The organism is Paraburkholderia sp. Ac-20347 (genome assembly GCF_017104805.1).
GTDB lineage: Bacteria > Pseudomonadota > Gammaproteobacteria > Burkholderiales > Burkholderiaceae > Paraburkholderia > Paraburkholderia tropica.
This window is the reverse complement of the sequence record NZ_JAAGPN010000004.1, coordinates 63,721-88,778: the sequence shown is the minus strand read 5'-3', so window position 1 is coordinate 88,778 and position 25,058 is coordinate 63,721. Positions and strand designations below refer to the sequence as shown.

At 63.1% G+C, this 25,058-nt stretch carries 20 protein-coding genes; 12 read left to right on the top strand and 8 right to left on the bottom strand.

Annotation, left to right across the window (positions count from 1 at the left end; genetic code table 11):
- Positions 1–144: 144 nt before the first annotated feature.
- Entirely contained in the window at positions 145–696 is a 552-nt protein-coding gene (locus tag G3N97_RS01895) for a sigma-70 family RNA polymerase sigma factor (RefSeq protein WP_205991638.1), read from the bottom strand.
- A 299-nt stretch (positions 697–995) separates the two neighbouring features.
- Here G3N97_RS01895 and G3N97_RS01890 point away from each other — a divergent pair, with 299 nt between their 5' ends.
- The 5 genes from G3N97_RS01890 to G3N97_RS01870 all read left to right on the top strand — a co-directional run bounded on the left by G3N97_RS01890 (position 996) and on the right by G3N97_RS01870 (position 8,860).
- Positions 996–3,590 carry a TonB-dependent receptor gene (locus G3N97_RS01890; RefSeq protein WP_205991637.1) on the top strand — a complete coding sequence of 865 codons (2,595 nt, stop codon included), beginning with the start codon at positions 996–998 and terminating at the stop codon, positions 3,588–3,590.
- Positions 3,591–3,597: 7 nt separating this feature from the next.
- Positions 3,598–6,417 carry a Tat pathway signal sequence domain protein gene (locus tag G3N97_RS01885; protein WP_205991636.1) on the top strand — a complete coding sequence of 940 codons (2,820 nt, stop codon included), beginning with the start codon at positions 3,598–3,600 and terminating at the stop codon, positions 6,415–6,417.
- A gap of 214 nt (positions 6,418–6,631) precedes the next feature.
- On the top strand, positions 6,632–7,411 hold the full coding sequence (locus G3N97_RS01880) for an amino acid ABC transporter substrate-binding protein (protein WP_205991635.1): 780 nt from the start codon (positions 6,632–6,634) through the stop codon (positions 7,409–7,411).
- Between the two features lie 13 nt (positions 7,412–7,424).
- Entirely contained in the window at positions 7,425–8,102 is a 678-nt protein-coding gene (locus tag G3N97_RS01875) for an amino acid ABC transporter permease (protein WP_205991634.1), read from the top strand.
- Positions 8,102–8,860, top strand: coding sequence for an amino acid ABC transporter ATP-binding protein (locus tag G3N97_RS01870; RefSeq protein ID WP_205991633.1), 759 nt, complete (start codon positions 8,102–8,104; stop codon positions 8,858–8,860). The genes G3N97_RS01875 and G3N97_RS01870 overlap by 1 nt, the downstream gene beginning before the upstream one ends.
- Before the next feature lie 41 nt (positions 8,861–8,901).
- Here the strand turns inward: G3N97_RS01870 and G3N97_RS01865 are convergent, their stop codons facing one another.
- Complete coding sequence (locus G3N97_RS01865) at positions 8,902–9,801, bottom strand: DapH/DapD/GlmU-related protein (RefSeq protein ID WP_205991632.1); 900 nt, start codon at positions 9,799–9,801, stop codon at positions 8,902–8,904.
- A 514-nt stretch (positions 9,802–10,315) separates the two neighbouring features.
- Between G3N97_RS01865 and G3N97_RS01860 the strand changes: the two genes are divergently transcribed.
- From G3N97_RS01860 to G3N97_RS01840, 5 genes are all read left to right on the top strand, one after another.
- On the top strand, positions 10,316–11,002 hold the full coding sequence (locus G3N97_RS01860) for a gluconate 2-dehydrogenase subunit 3 family protein (RefSeq protein ID WP_205991631.1): 687 nt from the start codon (positions 10,316–10,318) through the stop codon (positions 11,000–11,002).
- A gap of 64 nt (positions 11,003–11,066) precedes the next feature.
- Complete coding sequence (locus tag G3N97_RS01855) at positions 11,067–12,839, top strand: GMC family oxidoreductase (RefSeq protein ID WP_205991630.1); 1,773 nt, start codon at positions 11,067–11,069, stop codon at positions 12,837–12,839.
- A 3-nt stretch (positions 12,840–12,842) separates the two neighbouring features.
- On the top strand, positions 12,843–14,207 hold the full coding sequence (locus G3N97_RS01850) for a c-type cytochrome (protein WP_205991629.1): 1,365 nt from the start codon (positions 12,843–12,845) through the stop codon (positions 14,205–14,207).
- Positions 14,208–14,296: 89 nt separating this feature from the next.
- On the top strand, positions 14,297–15,430 hold the full coding sequence (locus G3N97_RS01845) for a porin (protein WP_241030311.1): 1,134 nt from the start codon (positions 14,297–14,299) through the stop codon (positions 15,428–15,430).
- A gap of 137 nt (positions 15,431–15,567) precedes the next feature.
- The gene (locus tag G3N97_RS01840) at positions 15,568–15,783 is read left to right on the top strand and encodes a hypothetical protein (protein ID WP_241030310.1); all 216 of its coding nucleotides are present in this window, start codon (positions 15,568–15,570) and stop codon (positions 15,781–15,783) included.
- Between the two features lie 106 nt (positions 15,784–15,889).
- Here the strand turns inward: G3N97_RS01840 and G3N97_RS01835 are convergent, their stop codons facing one another.
- From G3N97_RS01835 to G3N97_RS01825, 3 genes are all read right to left on the bottom strand, one after another.
- Positions 15,890–17,392 carry an MFS transporter gene (locus G3N97_RS01835; protein WP_205991627.1) on the bottom strand — a complete coding sequence of 501 codons (1,503 nt, stop codon included), beginning with the start codon at positions 17,390–17,392 and terminating at the stop codon, positions 15,890–15,892.
- 94 nt (positions 17,393–17,486) lie between these two features.
- Positions 17,487–18,479, bottom strand: a complete 993-nt coding sequence (locus G3N97_RS01830) for a PDR/VanB family oxidoreductase (RefSeq protein ID WP_241030309.1) — start codon at positions 18,477–18,479, stop codon at positions 17,487–17,489.
- 34 nt (positions 18,480–18,513) lie between these two features.
- The gene (locus G3N97_RS01825; RefSeq protein WP_205991626.1) at positions 18,514–19,842 is read right to left on the bottom strand and encodes an aromatic ring-hydroxylating dioxygenase subunit alpha; all 1,329 of its coding nucleotides are present in this window, start codon (positions 19,840–19,842) and stop codon (positions 18,514–18,516) included.
- Positions 19,843–20,135: 293 nt separating this feature from the next.
- Between G3N97_RS01825 and G3N97_RS01820 the strand changes: the two genes are divergently transcribed.
- Both G3N97_RS01820 and G3N97_RS01815 read left to right on the top strand, forming a co-directional pair.
- Entirely contained in the window at positions 20,136–21,257 is a 1,122-nt protein-coding gene (locus G3N97_RS01820; RefSeq protein WP_205991625.1) for an FAD-dependent monooxygenase, read from the top strand.
- Between the two features lie 35 nt (positions 21,258–21,292).
- The gene (locus G3N97_RS01815) at positions 21,293–22,069 is read left to right on the top strand and encodes an IclR family transcriptional regulator (RefSeq protein WP_205991624.1); all 777 of its coding nucleotides are present in this window, start codon (positions 21,293–21,295) and stop codon (positions 22,067–22,069) included.
- A gap of 535 nt (positions 22,070–22,604) precedes the next feature.
- Here the strand turns inward: G3N97_RS01815 and G3N97_RS01810 are convergent.
- From G3N97_RS01810 to G3N97_RS01800, 3 genes are read right to left on the bottom strand one after another with little or no spacing between them, the layout of a single operon-like run.
- Positions 22,605–23,411: a hypothetical protein gene (locus G3N97_RS01810; RefSeq protein WP_205991623.1), complete on the bottom strand. Its 807-nt coding sequence runs from the start codon at positions 23,409–23,411 to the stop codon at positions 22,605–22,607.
- The gene (locus G3N97_RS01805; protein ID WP_205991622.1) at positions 23,411–23,845 is read right to left on the bottom strand and encodes a hypothetical protein; all 435 of its coding nucleotides are present in this window, start codon (positions 23,843–23,845) and stop codon (positions 23,411–23,413) included. Before G3N97_RS01805 ends, G3N97_RS01810 begins: the two co-directional genes overlap by 1 nt.
- 25 nt (positions 23,846–23,870) lie before the next feature.
- Positions 23,871–24,440 (bottom strand): hypothetical protein, encoded by a 570-nt coding sequence (locus G3N97_RS01800; protein WP_205991621.1) that lies wholly within the window; start codon positions 24,438–24,440, stop codon positions 23,871–23,873.
- Between the last annotated feature and the right edge of the window lie 618 nt (positions 24,441–25,058).

Sequence of the window (25,058 nt, the reverse complement as noted above, 5' to 3'; positions counted from 1 at the left end):
CGCGGCCGTTCGCTTCGTCGCGCTGCCATGCTTCGAACGCGGCGATCTCGCGCGCATCGAGTTCGCCTTCACGCAGACGCACTTCCCATTCGACAGCGCCCCGCGCGCTGCCCGCCTCGGTGCCGCTCATGACGCGCGTCGTGCTCATGCCGCCTCGCAACAGAGCATGAGCGCCTGCGCGACGTATTTGCGCACCATGCTCACGGACACACCGAGCCGCACCGCGATATCGGCGTATTTCATGTCCTCGAACTGACTCAGGATGAACGCCTCTCTCGCGCGCGCGGAAAGCTGCTGCAAGGCCGCGTCGATCAGCATGATCTCCTGCACGGCTTCGAGCGCGACCTCGGGCGCGGGCGCGACCGGTTCAGGGGCGAGCGCGAGCCGCGCGAGATACGCGCGTTCGATATCGCGTCGACGCCAATGCTCGAACGTCAGCCGGCGCGCGATCGTCGTGAGCAAGGCGCGCGGCTGCCGGATCGCGCTGACGTCCGGATGCGCGGCCAGCTCGGTGAACGCGCTCGCGGCGAGATCCTCTGCGTCGCTGCTCGACCCGACGAGACGGTGCATACAGCCCGTGAGCCAGCCGTAGCTGCGGCGGAATTCGTCGGACAGGAAACGCTCGCGCGCCGGATTGGTGAGCGCCTCGGCGTCGGCGGCGCGGCCGGCGGACAGGCTTTGGGATCGGATCGCCATGACGGTCGGACTGAACGCGTTGCGCGCAACGCGTGAGCAGGCAAGTTGGGCTGAGGCTGGAGCGGCGATTCTAAAGTTGCGGACGCAGCCGTCCAAAGCACGGATTCTCGAATCGATATGACGCGCGCGGTGCTGCGCATTGCATAAATGATTCGGAGCGCCACACAAAAAAATCTCGCTCGACCGCACTGTTTCGCTGACGCTTTTCGATGCTCGTTGCACATGGCCATCGTTCACCCGCGCATCGGCATGCCGCGCATCCCGAACGCATCGATCATCGACATAACGACAGGCTTAACGTGAAACGACCCCGTACCCCGGCATCGCGCCGCAGCGCGCTCTCAATCGCGCTTTCGGCCGCGCTCTTTCTTGCAGCCGGCGCCGCGCTCGCGCAGGACGCCGCGACGCACACCTTCCATCTCGCGGCGCAACCGCTCAACCGCACGCTGCTGTCCATCGCTGCGCAAAGCGGCGTGCCGCTCAGCTACGATCCGCATCTCGTCGAACACGTGCAGGCCGCGCCCGTGAGCGGTGCGCTCACGGCGCAAGGCGCGATCGCCCAGGCGCTCAAGGGCACCGGTCTCGAAGTCGTGACCACGGACAGCCACGCGCTCGCCGTGCGCCGCGCCGTACCGGCCGCCACCGCGACGGAGGAAGCGCGCCCAAAAGCTGACCGGCCGAAGCGGCCGGTTCCCCCGCCCGCCATCGCCGACACGACCACCACCACGCAACTGGGCACCGTGACCGTGAGCGCCACGCGCGCGCGCCGCGACGACCCGCAGCGCACGCCGACGTCGAGCTACCGCGTGACGGGCCGCGAACTGCAACAGCAGCACATCACCTCGCTCGCGGATCTCCAGCAGCTCGTGCCCGGCCTGAACGTGCAGACCACCGATCCGTCCGACACGCAGATCACGATCCGCGGCGTGGGCGACGGCGGCGGCCAGACCAGCGGCGAGCAGAACATCGGCATGCCGAGCAGCGTGGCCGTGTATCTCGACAACGTGTACCTGCCGCGTCCCGGCATGCTCGCGGGCGCACTCGCCGACGTCGATTACGTCGACGTGTTGAGCGGCGCGCAAGGCACGCTGTTCGGCGCGAACTCGACGGGCGGCGTGATCGACATCCACACGCCGCTGCCGAGTTCCACGCTGACCGGCTCGGAAAGCCTCTCGTTCGCCTCGCGCGGCACGGTGCTCAATCACACCATGCTCTCGGGACCGATCGCGGACATGCTCTCGGGCCGCATCGACTTCGTGCACAACAGCACCAACGGCGACGTCAACAACATCACGAACGGCCACACGCTCAACGGCAATTCGAGCAACAGCGTGCGCGGCCAGCTGCTTTTCAAGCCCAACAATCAGTTCAGCCTGCGTCTGAGCGCCGATTACAGCAACGAGAACGACTCGCCTACGCCGGTGACGTATTCGTCGAATTCGGTGAATGGCGTGAACAGCTTCCTCACGCATTCGTCGCTGATCGGCAATCGCGTGGTGTATGGCGGCGACGACCACAACGTCGCGCTCGACGACGAAAACAGCATGCATCTCGTGCAGGGCGGCGGTTCGGCCGAGGCGAACTATCGCTTCGACAACGGCTACAACCTGCGTTCCGTGAGTTCGTATCGCTACTTCAATTACGTGCCTTCGGTGGCCGACAGCCTGAGCGTGCCCGTCTACGCGAACAGCGGCACGCAGTTTCTCGACCGTTCGTGGTCGCAGGATTTCCGCCTCGATTCGCCGCACGGCCAATACTTCGACTGGGCCGTGGGCGCGACCTACATGGGCGAAAACGAAGCAACGCAAGCCTTCACGCGTTACGCCGACAGCAAGCTGCCGGGCCTCTATTACGGCAGCACGGCTTACGACGGGCTCGACATCATTCGCTACGGCACGCTGCACGACGAAGTGTGGTCCGGCTTCGGTCAGGGCACCTTCCACGTGACGCCGCGCTTCGACATCACGGCGGGCGTACGCCTCACCTACGACAAGAAAGGCGGCCAGTTCATCCGCTATAACAAGGCGCCGTTCAACTCCGGCTACCTCGTTCAATACAACACGCTGCCCTCGGCCACGCTCGCATTCAAGTACCTGCTCACGCGCGATCTGAGCAGCTATCTCGCGCTCTCGTACGGCGAGAAGGCGGGCGGCCTGAACGTCTCGGCGGGCGCGGCATCGAAGGCCGGCGACAGCTCGCTCGTGATCGCGCCCGAACGCACCAAGAGCGCGGAACTGGGCATCAAGGGCACGCTGCTCGACGGCTCGCTAAGCGCGAAAGCCGACGTGTTCCTGACCTACGTGAACGCGTTCCAGACGCAGAGCTACGACCCCAGCACGCAATCGACTTACCTCGTGAATGCAGGGACATTCCGCTCGCGCGGCGCGGAATTCTCGCTGCAATACACGCCCGACGATCATCTGCTGCTGCAGACATCCGCGGTCTATAACGACGCGCGCTACCTCAACTATCACCACGCAATCTGCCCGCCCGAAGTCACGCTCGGACCGGCCGGTTCCACCGCGATCTGCGACCTCACGGGCAATCAGGTCTTCAACGCACCGAAGCTTACGTTCAATGCGACGGCGCGCTATACGTGGCACACGCTCAACGGCCTCACTTCGTTCGTGAGCGCGCGCTATTCGTATCGCACGTGGATGTACGGCACCGTCGACGATTCGGCGTTCACGCGCATTCCGGGCTATGGCCTCGTCTCGCTTTCGGCTGGCACGGGCGGCAAATTCAGTCGCGGCAGCTGGACCGCCTCGCTCTGGGTCAACAATCTGTTCAACAAGACCTACTATCAGCGGCTCGTGGAAAGCGATTACGGGTCGGTGCTCGGCTGGATCGGCGAACCGCGCACGATCGGCGGCACGCTGACCTATCAGTTCTGAGGCCGCGATGAGCAACGGATTCGATCGCCGCACCTTCTTCAAACTCGCTTCGCTGGCCGTAGGCGGCACGCTCGCCGATGCGTCGACGACGGCGCAAGCGCTTTCTGCTTCGTACGCCGACACCATCGACGACGCCAACGCGAACGAAGCGCGCGTGCATTGGCTCGACGGCTCGCTGCGCGCCACGCCCGAATCGTTCACCGGCGCGACGTGGGGCGTGCCGTGGCCGCGCGGCGCAGTCGATGCGCACAGCGCGTTCGATTTGCGCATCGAGCACGCGGCAGCGACGCCAACGTCTGCGTCCGGGCGCGTCGCGCTGCAATCGTGGCCGCTGGCTTACTGGCCCGATGGCTCGCTGAAATGGTCGGCGCATGCGCTTGCACCGCAAGCGCTCGCAGCGCTGCAAAATGGCGGCGAAACGCCTCGCGGCTTCGTCGTCGAACCTCGTGCGGCACGCGCCGCCGAAACGAACAATACGCCCGCCATCGCGCATCTCGACGGCGACCTGATCCGCATCGATACGGGCGCATTGCAGGCCACGCTGCCGCTCAATGGCGCGCGCGTGTTCGACACGTTGAGCCGCAACGGCCAGGCGACGCTGCACGACGGCCGCCTCGTTGTGCTCGCCGACGAAGCGCCTACCGCACAGCACGACGACGAAACACAAGCGCCCGCACGCAAACGCTACACGGGCCGCATCGAGCATGCCACGCTCGAACAAAGCGGCCCGGCGCGCGCGGTCGTCAAGCTCACCGGCACGCACGCGCAGGAAGGCGGCAACGCCACGCTGCTGCCCTTCGTGCTGCGGCTTTACTTCTACCGCGACTCGGACGCCGTGCGTATCGTTCACAGCCTCGTCTACGATGCCGATCCGCAGCGAAGCTTCATTCGCGGCGTGGGTCTGCGTTTCGATATGCCGCTCGAAGGCGAGCCGCACGAACGCTTCGTGCGCTTCACGGGCGACAATGGCGGCGTCTTCGCCGAAGCCGTGCGCACGCTCACCGGCCTGCGCCGCAGCCCCGGCGCTAGCGTGGAAGCCGCGCAGTTCGCGGGCGAGGTCACGCCGCCCGCTTCCGCGCTCGGCCCTATATTCGCGAAGGATTTGCGCTTCGTGCCCGCCTGGGGCGACTACACGCTGCTCCAGCCGAACGCCGACGGCTTCACGATCGACAAGCGCACGCAAAGCGGCTGCGGCTGGATTCGCGCGGCAAGCGGCACGCGCGCGGCGGGCACCGCTTGCCTCGGCGCGCTTTCAGGCAGCGTGGCATTCGGCATCCGCCACTTCTGGCAGAGCTATCCGGCGCAACTCGACATTCGCGGCGCGCACAGCGAACGCGCCACCGTCACGCTCTGGCTTTGGGCGCCCGACGCGCCCGGCATGGATCTGCGCCCGTACCACGACGGCATGGGCGAAACGAGTTACGCGCTGCAACGCGACGCACTCGACATCACCTACGAGGATTACGAGCCGGGTTTCATGACGCCGTATGGCGTGGCGCGCACGAGCGAAATCGAACTGCAGTTGCTGCCGCGCACGCCGACCAACGCCGAACTGATCGACATCGCGCGGCGCATCGAAACGCCGCCGCGTCTGCTACCTTCGCGCACGTGGATGCATCGCGCCGAAGCGTTCGATCCGTACTGGCGTCCACGCGCGTCGCGCGCCGCCGCTGCGCCCGTGATCGCCCGCACGCAACGCGCGCTCGACTGGAACTACGACTTCTATCGCGGCCAGATCGAGCAGCGCAAGTGGTACGGCTTCTGGGATTTCGGCGACGTGATGCACACCTACGACGCCACGCGTCACGTCTGGCGCTACGACGTCGGCGGCTTCGCGTGGGACAACGGCGAGCTGAGCAGCGGCATCTGGCTCTGGCACTACTGGCTGCATTCGGGCCGCGCCGACGCTTTCCGCACCGCCGAAGCGATGACGCGCCACGGCAGCGAAGTCGACGTTCATCACATCGGTCCGTTCAGTCCGCTCGGCTCGCGTCACGACGTCCAGCACTGGGGCGACAGCGCGAAGCAACTGCGCGTGTCCACGGTCGCGAATCACCGCTTCTATTACTACGTGAGCGCGGACGAACGCATCGGCGACCTCATGCGCGCGCAGGTGAACGCGGTCGAGCGGCTGCGCGACGTGCTGCCGGGCCGCAAGATCGGCGAGCCGTTTCCGCCCGACGATCGCGCGCATCACGCCACCGTTTCGTTCGGCACGGATTGGGGCGCGGTGGCGGCAGCCTGGCTCACCGAATGGGAACGCACGGGCGATCTCGCCTGGCGCGACAAACTCGTGGCCAGCATGACGACCATCGCCGCACAGCCGCACGGATTCTTCACGGGCTACGGCGTGATGGATCTGCGCACGGGCGCGTTCGCGCGCGATGCGAGCGGCGCGTTGTCGGTCTCGCATCTGAGCGCCGTGTTCGGTCTGCCCGAAATCTGCGGCGAGCTGTTGCGCGTGCTCGATGTGCCGACGTTCCGCACGGCCTGGCTGCAATACTGCACGCTCTATTCCGCGAGCGCAGACGCGCAGCGTGAGGCGCTCGGGCAGCCGCTCGGCAAGCTGAATCTGAATCAGGGACACGCGCGACTGCTCGCCTATGCGGCCAGCGAAACCGGCGACCGCGCACTGGCGCATCGCGCGTGGACGCAGTTCCTCGCCGGTCGCGCGGGCAGCACGTTCGAGGACTTCGTGATCGAGCGCGTGCGCGTGCCGACCGTGCTCTACGACGTGGACGAAGCGCCGCGCGTTTCGACCAATTCCACCGCGCAATGGGGACTCGGTGCGATCGGCCTGCTCGCGCTCGTCCCCGACGACGTGTAAGCCCACTGCAATCGCGCGCATCGCAATCGAATAAGCAATTCGTTTTTTCATCTATCGATTGCGAGCGCGCGCGAAAACGCACCGTAGCGTGATATTCCGCCGGGGCATATGGATAGCGCATCATCGCTTTTGTGGTCGAACGCGCGGTCAGTAGAATCGTGCGGCTCACGCATCGAGCCCACTATTCAGCAGCATTCACACGCGAGTTACCACCATGAAAGCTATCCGCTCCGTCTTGCTCGCCACACTCCTTTCGGCGGTCGCCGCCGCGCCCGCGTTCGCCGCCGACGAACTGGCCCAGGTGAAGTCGTCCGGCGTGTTCCGCGTCGGCACCGAAGGCACCTACGCGCCGTTCACGTATCACGACGAAACGGGCAAGCTCACGGGTTTCGATGTCGACATCGCCAGCGCCATCGCGCAACGTCTGGGCGTCAAGCCGGAATTCGTCGAAGGCAAGTGGGACGGACTGATCGCCGGTCTCGACGTGAACCGCTACGACGCCGTCATCAATGAAGTGTCGATCACCGACGCGCGCAAGGTCAAATACGACTTCTCGACGCCGTATATCGCCACGCACGCCGTGCTGATCGTGCGCGACGACAACACCACGATTCATTCGTTCGACGATCTGAAAGGCAAGAAGTCGGCGAACACGCTCACCAGCAATTTCGGCAAGCTCGCCGCTTCGCACGGCGCCGATGTCGTGCCGGTGCAAGGCTTCAACGAGTCGATCGATCTGCTGACCTCGGGCCGCGTGGACGCCACCGTCAACGACTCGCTGTCGTACCTCGACTTCCGCAAGCACAAGCCCGACGCCAAGCTGAAGATCGTCGCCACCGATACGTCGAGCGCCGGCGATCAATCGGCCGTGCTGCTGCGCAAGGGCAATCCGGCGCTGGTCGCGGCTGTCGACAAGGCGCTCGCCGACATCAAGGCCGACGGCACCTACGCGAAAATCTCGCAGAAGTATTTCGGCAAAGACGTCTCGCAATAAGGCGGGCTGAACGATGCCCGCATGGCTGAATTTAATGGCGCAATCGCTCTGGCCGCTGCTGTACGCAGGGCTTGTGTTCACTGTGCCGCTCACGCTCGCATCGTTTGCGATCGGCGTCGCGCTCGCGTTCTGGGTGGCGCTCGTGCGCCTGTTCGGACCGCGCTGGGCCAGCGCCGCCGCACGCTTTTATATCTGGCTGTTTCGCGGCTCGCCGCTGCTCGTACAGCTATTCGTGATCTTTTACGGCCTGCCCAACGTGGGTATCGTGCTCGATCCGTTGACGGCGGCGATCATCGGTTTTTCGCTGAACGTGGGCGCGTATAACGCCGAAGTGATTCGCGGCGTGATCGAATCGATTCCACGCGGGCAATGGGAAGCCGCGTATTCGCTGAACATGACGCGCGCGCAGGCGCTGCGTCGCGTGATTCTGCCGCAAGCGATTCGCGTGGCCTTGCCCGCCTTGTCGAACGCATTTATCGCGCTCGTGAAAGACACGTCGCTGGCCGCCGTGCTCACGGTGCCCGAGATTTTTCAGGCCGCGCAGCGCATTGCGGCCGTGACCTACGAACCGCTCATTCTGTATAGCGAGGCCGCGTTGATTTATCTGGCGTTCAGTTCCGTGCTGTCGCGCGCGCAATTCCGGCTTGAAGCGCGCTTTGGCCGACACGCCCTCTTTTCGCCGGGCCGCTGATGATCGAATTCGACCGTATCGGCAAATCGTTCGGCGAACATCGCGTGCTGATCGACATTGCACTCACGCTCAAGGCGGGCAGCGTGACCGCGCTGATCGGTCCGTCCGGCAGCGGAAAAAGCACCTTGCTACGCTGCGTGAATCTGCTCGAAGTGCCGGACAGCGGCACGCTGCGTGTCGGCGACGCGCAGATCACATTCGCGCCAGGACGGCGCATCGCGCAGGCGGAGATTGCGAAGGTGCGCCGCCATACCGGCATGGTGTTCCAGAACTTCCAGTTGTTCCCGCATCTGAGCGTGATCGAGAACGTCATGGCGGGGCTCGTGATTCTGCCGCAATGGGATCGCGTGCGCGCACGCGAACGGGCCGCCGCGCTGCTCGATAAAGTGGGCCTCGCCGCAAAGGCCGAAGCATGGCCCAGCACGCTCTCGGGCGGCCAGCAACAGCGCGTGGCGATTGCACGCGCGCTCGCGCCGTCGCCGCAAGTGCTGCTCTGCGACGAACCCACTTCCGCGCTCGATCCCGAACTGTCCGCCGAAGTCGTGGACGTGCTCCGCCAGCTCGCGAACGAAGGCACGACCATGTTGATGGCGACGCACGATTTTCGGCTCGCCGCGTCGGTCGCGCACGATGCGATCTTTCTCAAGGACGGCGCGGTGGTCGAAGCCGGGCCATCGAGCGAACTGTTTTCGCGCCCGCGCGACGCGCGCACCGCGCGCTTCATTTCGACGCTCACGCAGACCGCGCCTATCATTTGAGCGCTTGTTTTACGGTCTAAAACGAGCGATCACAACGATCGCTAATCGTTGCTATGGAGACTCGCGTTCAAGCCGCCCCAGCGCTGCGACTGCGTGGGGATCGCTTCCACCGCGCCGGTTTGACTGTTCCGGCGAAACAGCCAGCCGTGCTGGCCGGACAACTCGCGCGCGGCAACCACGCTGCCGTCCGGCAGCTTGACCTTCGTGCCCGCCGTCACATACAGCCCGGCTTCGACGATGCAATCGTCGCCGAGCGAAATGCCAATGCCCGCATTCGCGCCCAGCAGGCTGCGCTCGCCGATGGCGTTCCGGCTCTTGCCGCCGCCCGACAACGTGCCCATGATCGACGCGCCCGCCCCCACGTCCGAATTCTTGCCGACGACCACGCCGGGCGTCACGCGCCCTTCGATCATCGACTCGCCGAGCGTGCCCGCATTGAAATTGACGAAGCCTTCGTGCATCACCGTCGTGCCGCTCGCGAGGTGCGCGCCGAGTCGCACGCGATCGGCGTCGGCCACTCTGACGCCTTCCGGAATCACGTAATCGGTCATACGCGGAAACTTGTCGACCGACGTGACCGTGAGGTGATGAAACTCCTCGGCGAGCCGCTCGCGCAAGGCATCCACGCGACCAGGAAGCACCGGACCGGCGGACGTCCACGCAATATTCGGCAGCAGGCCGAAGATGCCTTCGAGATTAATCTCATTCGGTTTGACCGAGCGCTCCGACAGCAGATGCAGGCGCAAATACGCTTCCTCGGTGGAAACCGGCGCGGCCGCCAGCGAGTCGATCGCGACGTCGACGAAATCGCCCTCTACGAAGCCGACTTTCTCCGCAAGACAGCGCCTTCTCCGTGGCTCGCTGGAAACGGGAAACCACACGTCGAGTGTCTTGCCGGTTGCGACATCGCGATAGCGATGGCCTGTTCTCTGAATGCTCATGTTTGTCACGTTCACGATGGTGGGATGTCAAGCGCGCCAGTTCACGAATGAGAGCGTGCTGGAAGCAACTTGCTCCACTGTATCGAGATCGGGCGGCGCACGACAGTGCAGAATATGTTTTTAATGGAACTCCGCATATGACCGTTATCGATTTCAATTCTCTTGCAAAACGCGGCCTTCGACTGCCGGTAATGGAAAGTACTCCAGATCGACCACGGTGGAAATGGCGCCGCCAGCAATCCGCGCTCCCGCCACATTAGCCCGCCGCATTCCATGTCGTCTGCATAAACTGGCGGTACCGCCCGGCACCGCCGCGCATCCGTGAATCAGTGAATACCGCGCTTGCGCATGGCCGCGTTGGCAACTATCGTAAATCGATATGTGCGACGCGTCCCCACGTCGCCGATGCGGATCGCGGCTGCCAGGCCGCGCGTCCCGCCTGGTCGCGGTCGCCGGAGCGCGCCGTCCAGTCATATTTCGTCTGAGGTTCACCATGCGAAGACGTGGCGTCCTGGTGTCACTCGTTCTACTCGTCGGCAGTCTGGCCGTCGCGAAAGTCAAAGTGATCTGGGGCGGCATGCCGTGGACCGGCGAGCCCGCGCCGCCGCCACAGCCGGTCGTCGCCGACGGCTGGAAGTTCTTCACCGCCGACGAAGCCGCCCTCACCGAAGCCATCGCGGACCGCCTCATTCCGGCCGACAGCCTGAGCATCGGCGGCAAGGAAGCCGGCTGCGCCGTGTTCATCGACGCGCAACTCGCCGGACCTTACGGCAAAGGCACCTACCTCTATCTCGACGGCCCGCTCAAGCAGGGTCTGCCGCAAGCCGGTCCGCAGTTCGACACCGGCCCCGCCGCGCGCTGGCGCGCGGGTCTCGCCGCATTCGACAGCGCAGTGAAAGCCCAGCCCGGCGGCAAACGCTTCGTCGATCTCGCGCCCGACACGCAAGACGCCATGATCCGCGAATGGGAAGCCGGCACGCTTGCGATGGGCGGCGTGGACGCGAAGCAGTTCTTCACGCAGGTGCTCTGGAACGTGCGCGAAGGCTTCTTCGCCGATCCGATCTACGGCGGCAACAAGGATATGGCGGGCTGGAAAATGGTGGGTTTTCCCGGCGCGCAATACGACTTCCGGGACTATCTCGACAAACCCGGCCAACCGCTCGGCATTCAGCCCGTGAGCTTCATCCGCAAGCAAACCTGATTCGCGCGGCGTCGCGGCGCGCACTGCCGCGATATCGCGCGAACGAGAACAAGGAGCGTCCAGCATGGCACAGAAGCGGCCCAAGGCGGATGCCGTCATCGTCGGTCTCGGATGGGCCGGCTCGCTGATGGCAAATGAACTCGCGCAAGCCGGTCTGAACGTGGTCGCGATCGAACGCGGCAGTTGGCGCGACACGAGCACGGACTTCCCCACCACGATCGACACCGACGAATTGCGCTACGCGCGCCGCCGCGAACTGCTGCAGCCGCTGAGCGTGGAAACGATGACGTTCCGCAATCGCCCCGATCAGGAAGCGCTGCCCTTGCGCGACCTGAACACTTACCAGTTCGGCTGGGGTGTGGGCGGCGCGGGCACGCACTGGAACGGCATGACGTGGCGCTTTCTGCCGACCGACTTCGTCACCTATACGAACACTGTCCAGAAGTACGGCAAGGAGCGTTTCGTCGAAGGATTGCAGGTGCAGGATTGGGGCGTCACGTATGACGAACTCGAACCGTTCTACGACAAGTTCGAACGCATCGCGGGCACGTCGGGCAAGGCCGGCAATCTTCAGGGGCAGAAAGTCGAAGGCGGCAACGTATTCGAAGGCCCGCGCAATCGCGACTATCCGCTGCCGCCGCTCGCCCGCACGCAAGCGGCGCTGTTATTCGATAAAGCGACGCGCGATCTCGGCTACCATCCGTTTCCGGTGCCGGCCGGCAATACGTCGGGCGCGTACACCAATACACTCGGCGTGAAAATGGCGCCGTGCACGTATTGCGGCTATTGCGAATTTTTCGGTTGCGGCAACTGGTCGAAAAGCAGTCCGCAAGCCTGCGTGGTGCCCGCGCTGATGGCGCGAAAAAATTTCGCCGTGATTCCGAATGCCGAAGTGCTGCGCGTGAATCTCACGCCCGACAAGAAAATGGCCACGGGCGTGACGTTTATCGACAACGACGGCCAGCAATGGGAACAGCCCGCCGATATCGTGGTGCTTTCCGCGTATCAGTTCGACAACGTGCGGCTCATGCTGCTGTCCGGCATCGGCAAGCCGTATGACCGCGATGCGGGCCAGGGCGTGGTCGGTCGCAATTACGCGTATCAGACGATTTCGGGCGCGTCGATCTGGCTGAAAGATCAGAACCTCAATCCGTTTATCGGCGCGGGCGCGCTCGCGCAGGCCATCGACGATTTCAACGACGATAACTTCGACCATTCGAATGTCGATTTCATCGGCGGCGGCGTGGCCTTGATCCATTCGACGAACGGACGGCCGATCGGTTTGTCGGCGGGCGTGCCGAAAGGAACGCCCGCGTGGGGATCGGCGTGGAAAGAGGCCTATCGCAAGGCTTATCAGAACTACAACTCGATCTACGTGATGGGCAACAGCTATCCCCATCGCGATGTCTTTCTCGATCTCGATCCAACTTACCGCGATCGTCACGGCCAGCCGCTTTTGCGCGTGACCTTCGACTGGAACGAAAACGACAAGCGCTCGGCGAAATTCATGGCCGACAAATCGGAGGAAATCGCCCGCGCGATGAATGCCGAAACCATCGAGCGTTCCGAACCGACCGCGCAGCCCTATACGCCCATGACGAATCTCTCGTCGCACACGACGGGCGGCGCGTGCATGGGCGCCGATCCGAACACCAGCGCGGTCAACAAATTTCTGCAGAGCTGGGACGTGCCGAATACGTTTGTCTGCGGCGCGTCGGCGTTCGCGAACAACGGCGGCTACAACCCCACCGGCACGGTCGCCGCGCTCACGCTGCACGCCGCCCAGGCGATTCGCGATCAGTATCTGAAAGCGCCCGGCGCGCTCGTGCAGGTGTAGACCATGGCGCGCACTCCCGACACTCCCTCGCCGCGCCGTGGGCGACGCCTCTGGACGGCGCTGATCGTGCTCGTCCTGCTGGCCTTCATCGTGCTCGGCGGCCTGTACGCGTGGCGCAATTCGCAGCGCAACACCGAGCCCGCCGATTCGGATCTGCTGCGCAACGTGCTTCATTTCGGCGACGAAAACGGCAGCGCTGCCAGCGATCCCGTCAAGCGCGGCCTCTACCTCGCGCGCGCGGGCGACTGCATCGCCTGCCACACCGCGCAAGGCGGCAAGCCGTTCGCGGGCGGCCTGGGCCTGAACACGCCCTTCGGCGTGATCGTGTCGAGCAACATCACGCCCGATCCGCAATACGGCATCGGTAACTGGACCGACGCGCAGTTCCTCGCCGCAGTAAAACGCGGCGTCGCGCCGAATCACAAGCTGCTCTATCCGGCGATGCCGTACAACCTCTACGCGCGCGTGAGCGACCGCGATCTGCTCGACATCCTCGCCTATCTGAAGACCGTGCCGCCGGTTGCCGAAGCGCCGCCCGCGAATCAGTTGCCGTTTCCGTTCAATATCCGTTTGATGATGTTCGGCTGGAACCTGCTGTTTTTCAATCCGACACCGTTCCATCCGGATCCGGCGCAATCGGTCGAATGGAATCGCGGCGCGTATCTGGTCGACGGTCTCGGCCATTGCACCGCCTGCCATAGCGGAAAAAATGCGCTGGGCGGCGATACCGATTACCTGCAGGGTTACGACCTCGAAGGCTGGCATGCGCCGGAAATCACGGGCAATCGCTATGTCGGCATCGGCACGTGGAGCGACGAAGATTTCGTCGCGTATCTGCAGACCGGCGGCAATCGCTTCAGCGTGGCGGCCGGGTCAATGGGCGAAGCGGTTTCGAATTCCACTCAGTATCTGAGTACCGCCGATCTGAAAGCGATTGGCGTCTACCTCAAGAGTCTGCCGGGATCGGGCCGCAGCGCGCCGCAACCGGTCGTCGATACCGATCCCGCGATGAAACTCGGCGGCGCGCTCTATCGCACCAACTGCATCGCCTGCCACAAGAGCAACGGCGACGGCGTCGATGCGATGGTGCCGTCGCTCGCGAACAATCCCGGCGTGCGTGCGCCCGGCGCGAACAACGTGCTGCGCACGATACTCGTGGGCGGACGCGGCGCGGCCACGGCGAGCAATCCGACCAGCGCGCAGATGCCGGCCTTCGCGTGGAAACTCTCGGATGCCGATATCGCCGCCGTCGCGACGTTCATCCGCAATAGCTGGGGCAACGCCGCTCCGGCCGTCGACGCCGCGCAGGTCGGCTCGCTGCGCGCCAGCCTCAAGGCGCAGTCATTCGCGGGCGCGCACGCACCATGAAGCCGTGCGCGCGCCCGCTATTACGACGAACGAGGTAGACAGGCATGCGTGTGAGACGTGCGTTCGCGGTTCGTTCGGCGCTTTGCGTGATGGCTTCAGCGGCTCAGCCCGCATTCGCGCAAGGCAGCGTGACGCTGTATGGCAACGTGGACGAAGCGATCGTCTATGCAAACAACCAGAACGGCAAGTCGAACGTGTATATGCGCAACGGCAATCTGTATGCGTCGAAGTTCGGCTTCAAAGGCAGCGAGCCGCTCAGTTCCGATCTCAGTGCGATCTTCGATCTACAACAGGGTTTCGATCCGGGCACGGGGGCGCAGCAAACGGCCGGGCTGGCGTTTAATCGCTATGCGTTCGTGGGTCTGCAGGATACGCGCGCGGGCACGCTGACTTTAGGCCGCCAATACACGCCCTACTATCTGCTCGCAGGCACGCTCGGGCCGGTGACGTATCTGACCGGTGCAACCGGCGCGCATCCCGGCGATATCGACGGCTTCGACACGGATATCCGCTCGAACAGTTCCGTCACCTACACTTCGCCGACGATTGCAGGCTTGCGCGGCAGCGTGCAATACGGCTTTGGCGGCGTGGCGGGCAGCCTGAAAAGCGGCAGCCTCTTTAGCGCGGCGCTTCGCTACGATAACGGCCCGCTTTCCATCGGCGCGGGCTATCTGCGCATGAGCAATACGGAATATACAGGCGGCTTCGATCCGTCCGCGAGTGCGTCGTTTCCCCACTCCGAATTGAATAGCGGCTATCTCTCCGCACGCACTGTGCAGCACGTGGCGGCGCTCGCGACTTATTCTTTCGGCAATCTTCTGCTCGGCGTGAATTATTCGAACGTTCTTTATCGGCCAGGCGGACATTCGCTTTTCACCGATACCGCCGTGTTCAATACTTATGGCGCGCTGGCGAGTTATCGCATCAGCACGCCATTCGAAATTTCGGGCGGCTATAGCTATACGCGCGCGTCGTCGGCCAATGGCATTCAGGATGCGGCGCGCTATCAACAGGTCTCGTTGCGCGAGTTGTATCACCTGTCCAAACGCACGACGCTTTATACGTTGCAGGCGTATCAGCATGCGTCGGGGCAGACGCTCGGCGCAAAAGGCGCGGGCGATATCATCGACGCACTGCCTATCGTCGGCGATTCGCAAAATACCACGCCTTCATCGACGAATAATCAGTTCGTGGCGATGTTCGGCATCGCCATTTCCTTCTAGGCGCGAACACGCGCGGCACGACATTTGCTGGCTCTCCGTGGACTGTTCAACACCAAACGGAGAAACTTATGCCGACGATCCGCAAACCCGCACGCGGCCTCGCTGCCGCTCTACTCGCTCTTTCAGCGGCTGGCGCAATGACGATCGCCACCGGCGCAGCCGCGCAAACGAACAACGATCCGAACGCCGCGCCGCCCACGCACGCGGACAAAAAGGCCGCGAAGGAGCAGGCGAAAGCCGACAAGAAGGCCGATATCGCCCAGGCCAAGGCCGACAAGAAAAAGACCGACGCGCAAGCCGACGCCGACAAGGAAAAAGCCGATGCACGCGTGAAGGACGCGAAGGATCAGTAAGCCGCTCGGACGGTTTATCGCCGTCGCCACGGTCATTCACGCTGATCTCGACGATAAAGGCGCGCTGAAAGCGAATGCATGACGAGCGAATTCAGCGCGCCTGATTTCACGTTGCGATCTCGTCGAGTTTGCGCCCGCGCGTTTCAATCGCGAATGCGCCGATCACGATCGCGCCAAGCAGCGAGACCAGCGCGAAATAACCGAACACCGCTTCGACACGCAGATACGTCAGCAACGTGCCAATCACGAGCGGACCGATCACCGACGCGATCCGCGTAATCGCCGAAGCCGCACCCGCGCCGGTCGCGCGAATGCGCGTGGGATATACCTCGGGCGCATAGACGTAGATGCCGCATTGCACGATCGCGATCATCGCCACGCTCATCGAGGCGAGCACGAGCACGTCGCCGGCAGGCACGCGCGTGCCGCTCAGCGCGAGCCAGCACATCGGCAGCGCCGCGCCGAGAAACGCAATCGCAAACGTCTTTCTGCGGCCGATCCAGTCGATCGCGAAGGTGCCGATGAACGTGCCCAGCAGCGTCGCGATCATGCTCACCATGCCGTATCGCAGCGCCACTTCCAGCGGCAAGTGATAGACGGTGCGATAGAGCGACGGCAGCCAGACCAGAATCCCGTAAGTCGTCAGGCTGCCGCAACCCGCCATCAGCCAGACCACCAGCGTGCGCCGCGCGAAGCCGCGCGCGAACAGCGCACGGAACGATTCCTTCGGCTCTTTCAGTTCCTGCGTGCCGTGCGTGCCCGTTGCGCCCGTTGCGCCCGTTGCGCCCGTTGCGCCGATTGCGCCGATTGCGCCGATTGCACCGATTGCGCCGGCCGCAGCGACGTCGAGCGTGCTTGCGTCGGCGAGCCGCGCGGCGGGCGCCGAGCGCTCCATCTCGTCGACGATACGGCGCGCGGCGTCGGCGTGTCCGTTGATCGCGAGCCAGCGCGGCGACTCGGGCGCGACGCGCGGCAAAATCGCCGCCAGCACGATCGGCAAGCCGCCGACGAGAAACATGATCTGCCAGCCGTAAGCCGGAATCAGCCAGAGCGCCGCGATGGCCGCCACCAGATTGCCGAGCGCGAACGTGGATTGCAGCACGAAGATCACGCGTCCGCGAATGCGCGCGGGGCACACTTCGTTCATATACGTGGCCGACACCGGCGATTCGCCGCCGAGCCCGATGCCCTGAAACAGGCGCAGCGCGATAAACACCGCGTAACCCGGCGCATAAGCCGACGCCACGCTGCCGAGCGCCAGCAGCACGAGCAGCCAGCGCAGCACGCGCAGACGCCCGAAACGCTCGGCGGCGGCGCTGAACAGCAGCGCGCCGATCGTCTGCCCGACATAGCCGCTCGACACCAGCAAACCCGCCTCGGTCGGCGTGAGATGCCAGAGGCCCATCAGCACCGGCATCACGAACGCGATGGTCAGCGCGTCGAAGGCATCGGTCATATGCACGAAGCCGATCATGCCGAGCACGCGCGTATGCCATCGCGTGAACGGCAGACGCTCGATGCGCGCGGAGATCAGCGCGGCTTCATGCCGACCGGCGACGCGCGCGTCGTCGATCGTCTCGTACTCGTTCGCAAGACGTGTCAGTTCCATCGTGTCCTCGAAGGAAACGTTTGTGGGGAAAGCATCGGAAAAACAGGAGGAAATCGCGCGGGTCAGCGCGCGATGAGTGAACAGTCAGACGACGTCAGGCAAGATCGAGCACCAGCGTGCCGCTTTGCGCGCCGGACACGCAGATCATCATGGCGTCGTTCGCGTCGCGTTCGGATTGCGTCAGCACGCTGTCACGATGATCGACGCAGCCGCCGAGCACGCGTGTCTGACACGCGCCGCACAGCCCTTCGCGGCAGCTGTATTCGACATCGACGGCGGCGTCGAGCAGAACGTCGAGCAAGGGCTTGCCCGCCGGCACGAACAACGTGCGGCCGCTGCGCGCGAGTTCCACCGTGTAGCCGGTGCCCTGCGTGCTCTCGACCGGCGCGCTCGCCGCGAAGCGTTCGATATGCACGTTCGCGATGCCCGCGTCGGCGCATGCCGCCTGGAACGCATCGAGCATCACGCCCGGACCGCAGCAATACGCGTGCACGTCCTTCGGCTGACGCGCGAGACACGCGGCCAGATCGAACGGCCGGCCGTCGTGTTCGTCGTCGAAATGCAGCAGCACGTCGCCGCCCAGCGCGGCCAGTTCGTCAAGAAACGCGGCCTGCCCACGGCTGCGCGCGCAATAGACGAACTGCACCGCGCGTCCGCGCTCGCGCAGCTTGCGGTACATGCACAGCATCGGTGTCACGCCGATGCCGCCCGCGACCAGCAGCGTCGACGACGCCGCTTCGTCGAGCGCGAAGTTGTTGCGCGGCGCGCCGATCGACAACGTCGCGCCGCAGCGCAGCTCCTCGTGCAGCCAGCGCGAACCGCCGCGGCTCTTTGCATCGTGCAGCACGCCAATCACATAGCGGTCGCGTTCTTCAGGCGCGTTGACGAGCGAATAGCTGCGCGTGAGGCCGTTGGGCAGATGCACGTCGAGATGCGCGCCAGGCGTGAAAGGCGGAAACACGTCGCCTTCCACAGGCACCAGTTCGATGCTCGCAATGCGCTGCGCCTCGTGGCGCAGCGTGCGCACGCGCGCCTGCAAGCGGGCCTGCGAGCCAGCATTCGCGCCGTGAGTGGAGTCGATCATCATGTGACGAGGCTTCCGGAAAATTCTTCGGTTGGCGTCAAGCGGCAGCTTCGTCGCTCTCGGTCGCGTCGGCGGCACGCACGCCATGCACGGAGAAGAATCGCGCGCGCTCGACCTTCTGACCGATCGCGGCTTCATACGCCTCGCGCACGGCTTCCGGCTGACCATACTGGCCGATGAAATCGCGCAGATACGCACCCAGCAGCGGATGCGCCGCCAGCGCCTCGCGCGACAGCCCGTTCATCATCTCGTCGCGGCACGCCGAAGGCAGGAACACGTTGTGGTTCGCCTGCGGATCGGTGATGAGCCCCTTCGGCGCCTTGCCCGCGGCCACCGCTTCGAGTTCCTCGAAGAAGCGCCGGCGCAGCATCACGATGCCGCGATCACTCGCACCGAGCGTTTCCTTCGTGCGATCGGTGATCGCGCCTTGACCGACCCACGCGGCGAAGTCCTGATTCGCGACATGCGAGGTGATCCACTCGCCCTGCTCGTCGCGCAGCGGCCCGTACCACGCGGGAATGTGCTCCTGCACATAGGGCTCGCGCTCCTTCGGCACCTTGTTGAGCACCCAGAGAATGCTGAGCGTGTTCTGATCGTCGATCGGCACGCGCCATTCGAAGTGATGCCCGAGATAGAAACCGTTCGGCCAGAGCGTCACGCGGCCCGTGGTCCACATCGGGTTCTCTTCGTTTTCATGCGCGCGCAGACGCTTGTAGACGAAGCCGTGTTCGAACTCCTCGTACTGCGTGCGCAGATGCGTGGGCACGTGTTCGGCGTGACTGTCCTGCTGACGCGAAGTCCAGTTGTTGTGCGTCCACTCGAAATGGATCGGATCGATCGAATTTTCCTGGCACTGGAACCAGTTGCACGGAATCTCGGCCATCACGACCTGAGCGAAACCGTTCGCGTAGTTGAACGGCTCCCAGTCGGGCAGTTCGGGCGCGGGCGCAGCGCCCATGTACGCCCAGATCATGCCCGCCTTCGCGCGCACTTCGTACGCCGTGATTTTCGTCTTCTGACGCAGGCGCGCATCGACGTCGACGATCTCCTCGAACGGCTGATGCGTGCATTGCCCACTCGCATCGAACTCCCAGCCGTGATACGCGCAGCGCAGCCCGCACTGCTCGACGAAACCGAACGCGAGGTCGGCGTTGCGATGCGGACAGCGGCGCTGCACCAGCCCGAACGTGCCGCTCAGATCCTTGAACAGCACGAGGTCCTCGCCGAACAGACGAATGGGACGCACCGCCTTGTCGTCGAATTCCGCGACGCCCGCCACCGGATGCCAGTAACGGCGCAGATAGTCTCCCATCGGGGTGCCCGGGCCCACCTCGGTCAGCAACCGGTTTTTTTCAGCGCTCAACATGTCTTGTGTCCTCACTCGTTGGAAACGCGGCGTCATGCGACTGCAGTGCACGGCCGTCGATGAGTGCATTTTTGGCGACGGCCTGCGCGCTTACAACTTCCCCAAAATCCAAAAAAGTCGCCGATCGTCTCAAACGTGATCGCGCGCCCTGACCCCATCCTGTCGTGTCAATTGCTGCATTTTTTGCTTGATGTCAAAAATCTTCCGCCGCAGAATGTCGGTTCATTTATGTTCTATCTGTTCATTTTTGAACATATCAAGACCTATCGAGCAACCGGACGGACGAGACAGACATGCTGAAAATTGGAGTGGTGGGCGGCGGAATTGGCGGACTGGCAGCGGCGATCGCGCTGCACCGCGCGGGGCATCGCGTGACGGTGTTCGAGCAGGCGGAGCGCTTCGGGCGCGTGGGCGCGGACATCAATCTCACGCCGAACGCGGTCCGCGCGCTCGACGGGCTCGGCGTCGGCGAACAACTGCGCGAGACGGCCGCGCGGCCCAACGCCCGCATCAGCCGCATGTGGGACACGGGCGAGGAAACCTCGCGCCTCGCCATGTCGGACGAAGCGGAACGCCAGTACGGCGCGCCCCAGTTGACGATGCATCGCGCCGACGTGATGAGCGCGCTAGAAGCCGCGCTCGCGCCGGGCGTGCTGCACCTCGGTCAGCGCACGGTCTCGTTCGCGCAGGAGGCCGATGCGGCCACGATCACGCTCGCGGACGGCACGACGCACGCGTTCGACCTCGTGATCGGCGCGGACGGCATTCACTCGGGCGTGCGCCGCCATCTGTTCGGCGCGGAGCATCCGCAGTTCACGGGCATCGTCTCGTATCGCGCGGTCGTGCCCGTCGAGCGCCTGAGCGGCATCGACACGGGCGCGTTCGTGAAATGGTGGGGACCGAGCGACGACCTGCAGATCGTCACGTTCCCGCTCAACCGCGGCCGCGACGTGTTCGTGTTCGCGACCACGTCGCAGAGCGACTGGACCAACGAATCGTGGACGCTGCCCGGCGACCCCGACGCGCTGCGCCGCGCCTATGCCGCGTTTCACCCGGAAGCGCGCGCGCTGCTCGACGCTTGCGACACGGTGCTCGCCTCGGCGTTGTATATTCGCGATCCGTTGCCGCAATGGAGCGGCGCGCGCATGACGCTGCTCGGCGACGCCTGCCATCCGATGATGCCGTTCATGGCGCAAGGCGCGGGCATGGCGATCGAGGATGCCGTGGTGCTCTCGCGCGCGCTGACCGACGTGGCGCCCGCCGGACTCGACGACGCGCTCGCGCGCTATGCGCGTGCGCGCCAGGAACGCACGGCGCGCGTGCAGATTGGCTCGCGCGGCAACAACTGGCTCAAGAGCGGCGGCAACGCCGACTGGGTCTATGGCTACGATGCGTGGACGGTGCCGCTGCAATAACTGCGCAATAACGGCACGCTTTTCAACAGGATCAGATGCGTACGGATACGTCTTCCCCCACTGCCGCCGACGCGGCCAGATCCCCCGTCGAGCGGGCGTTTCGTCTGCTGCGCTACATCGCGGAAGGCGGCTCGACGGCCAACCTCAGCGACGTCGCGCGGCAGATCGGCGTGAACCGGGTCACGGTGATGCGGCTCATCGAGTCGCTCAAGGCGGCGGAGCTGATTCAGGAGCACCCGGCGGGCGGCTCGCATCGGCTCGGCCTGCCGTTTCTGACGCTCGCCGCGAGCGCGCTCGGCGCATCCGATCTCACGGCGCGCGCGCGCCAGATTCTGCCGGGGCTCGTCGAACAGACCGGGCTTTCGGCATTTCTCGCCGTGCTCGAGGGCGCGGAGATTGTTTATCTGATTTGCGAAACGCCTGATACGCCGCTCGTGACGCGCATTCGTGTGGGCAGCCGTCTGCCCGCACATCGCGCGACGCCGGGGTTGGCCATGCTGGCGTCGGCGAATGGTGAATCGCTGCGTGCGCGTTATGCGAATCAGCCGGATGTTGATGCGCCGGCCGATTGGAACGTGCTTGAACGCACGCTCGATACGGTGCGCGAGAAGGGCTGTGCGTGGAGTTTTTCCGGGCTCGAAGCGGGGATCGACTCCTGCGCGGTCGCCGTACGCGACACGCGCGGCGAAGTGCTCGCGGCGCTGAGTGTTGCCGGGCCGAATACGGCTTTTTCAGTCGATGCGGACTTGCGGGCTAAGGTTGAGAGCAGTGTGAAGGCGGCGGCGAATGCGCTTTCGGGGGCGGTGTTTTGATGTTTTTTGCTGGGGAGGCTGATTGTTGATTGCGGGGTTTGTGCGGGTTTTTGATGGTGCAGAATGGCTGAGAGCGACCTTGAACCGCCCGTCAAGCGCGCACAGAATCAAAGGCAGCTCCCGGCGCGCAGCGGCCGTTCGGCGTGGCACCCGTTAGGACAAGTCCTCGGGCCGAAGTCGACGTTTGCGCTGCATTAGATTGCAAACTATCAATGTGCGTTCACTCAGCCTTCTTTCTCATACGAGACATCCGATAACCAATCGGGACCGGTTTAAACCTCGGGTTCTTCGTTTTTTGACGGTGCTCCCTTCTCAGTTCGGCGTGTTCGACGTCTCCGAGTACATAATAGTCACTTACTCCGCCTTTAACTTGGAAGATGTCACACACGTAGTCTTTCAAGGCTGGCGCATGAATGCGACTGTCAGTGCCGAACAAAGGTTACATTGTTAAGCATGACAAAACGAATGGAAAGTAAACCGAGGAAGGCACCGGTGAGTCGATTTGTGTTTTCGCTTTCGGTAAGTGGATCGGGCATCACTTACAAGCCGATGACTTTGCAGTGCCGTGAACGTCGTGTGCTGCGGAATGATCTATTTTATTCCTCACGAATACGTGCGATTTCTCACCCATCCGCTTGTCGTTCGCTGCATGAGGTTCTAGTAAAGGTTCACTTGCTGTCGCACTCACTGGCGCTGCCGGCACAAGTGTAGGGCATGATGCAGCCAGTGCTTCTTTAGTCATTAAATTGTGATCAGCGGCCGACGGCGAATCTATTCCATTAGCTTGACCGGGGATAGCTTGACGTGCCGGATAATTATCCGGAATTTTCAACACCTCTTTTCCATCGCTCGGATGGAACATAAATATAATCGCCGCCAGTGCCAAGTTGGTTAGAATGATCCAGTATCGAATGAACTGAGCATTGGTGATTCTCGCATTGACCGGCCAAGTCATTTCATTTTCCATTTCATGCACGGCCTGCCCGGTGAAAAATGCGAGAAAAAAAATGATCATCCCGACCGTGTAAAATAAACCGATTATTACCCAAGTAAGCGTCCTCAGGGTGACGAGCGTCGCAACGACGGCAATCAATGTAGGAGCCACGCTATAAACGCAGATAGATCCGCGGCAAGCTTCCGCAACTGAATCCTTCAGACGCTTTCTTATGCTAGATTCTTCAGGCACTCCTGGCTGATCTTTTACTACATATGGGCTGACATCGGGATCATCCAAGAGTTTTTCGGCTACGGACGCCAAGTAATAATCTCTGGGAAATGAAACGAGTTCTAACAACAGAGCAAACAGAGGGGGAGCGAGTTCAAGCAGGATCTGGCCAGACATCACGCGACAGTAAACGGCAGCGTGCCGTTAAAGTTCATTCCGATTGTCGGGTCTCGCCATGTATCCCCAGGACACTGTCCCCGGAATTCAATTTTCATTATCGAGATCTCAGCGTGGGCAGACGGCGCACTGGAATCCACCAATAGATCCCTAAAATCCCAAAGCGCCGGGCTTGTGCTGGCGTTCTTTATGAACGCTTCGTAATCTGGTCGTTTTCCGCCGGTCTTGTCATCGAACTCTAATGTGCCGTTGAAGGTGGCGCGCGTAGAGTAAGGAATTTCCAGCTCGACTTTGATATCACGGTTCTTTGAATTTCGTGACGTTCCGCCAATTGCGTTGACTGCGTTGTTACCTTTGGTAACCGTCAGTGTGGCTACGTTATTCTGGCGCAACTCCGCGATAAGCGTAATTTGCCCGAAGTAGAACGTCGGCATAGAAGTCTCCCCGACAGGTCTCTTGTTAGGAAAGTGCCTCCGAAACCAGCCGGAGGCTGGTCAATGCGGTTTCTTGTGACACGGGATAACGATTCGTTTGATAGATAAACTCCGCGATGTTCGGCGAATCCTCTTCCAACTGCGACTTGGGCAGTGTGAGTTCAATATCATCCGGCGCGTTCTCCACGCGCGTGTCGACCGTATCGATCCTTCCGAGGTCTACCCGAGCACCTATGCTTATCCCTTGATTCCCTTCATCGCGTTGCCACACCCGGCGCTTCAAAGTGAACACTACATACTGGAGCGCCGCGCGTTCGATGCCGTGTGCTTCGAGTTGCGATATGAGATCTCGCTCGTCAGCTACGTCGGACATTTCCAGGATGGAGTCTGCTGTTTGCGTTTCGGCAGACACCGAGCCACCGTGCGCCAGCGATTTAACGAATCGAAGCAACTGGAAGAGACCCACCCGGCCGCGCCAAATAAGGTCGGTCGGACCATCGGAGGAGGCATGCACGCGCAGCACATAGCGGCCGTGATCTTCCGTAACCACGAACCAGCCCGTCTTTTCAGGAGTAAGGTAAGAATCAGTCGCCATTGCCGTCTCCTTCAGTTCACAGAATGCTTAAATACCGCCATTGGAACCGACGCCTTCTGCATGAGTTTTCCCGAATTCGTCGGCAGAATACGTGGGGCAGCGCACGAAAGGCACAGCAAAGCAGGACGCACACGCCGTTCCTACTTCATTCATGATAGGGACTATGCGGGCCATTTGCGAAAGAGAAATAAACTGGCGCGGCTTCTCAGCAACGCCGAGCCGCTGGCTGGTGCACAACAGACAATCCCGGCGGCGTCCATGGCGAGTCGCCGTACGCGACCGCGTCGGCACGATAACACCTTTCCGCGGCGACGAGCCACAAGATGCAAGCGTTGTTACAGCCCTAAAGTCACTCGTCAGGCCGCCTTCGAGGAAAGCAATTTGCCGACGATGGACGACCGCTGCCTCATGCCAAGCCGACGCTCAAATGACTGGTTCGTGAATTTCGGGAACGACAGGTATTGGCCGAGTACAGCCCGAAACGGCCGCCCTGAACCGACCCGAAGCCGTCGCTCTACAGCAAGCCAATGCAATGTCCGCTTCCGAGTGTACAGGGGACCGCTAGCCCCTAATGAACATTGACACCACCAGCGCAGCCAGGCGTACGATGACGCACAT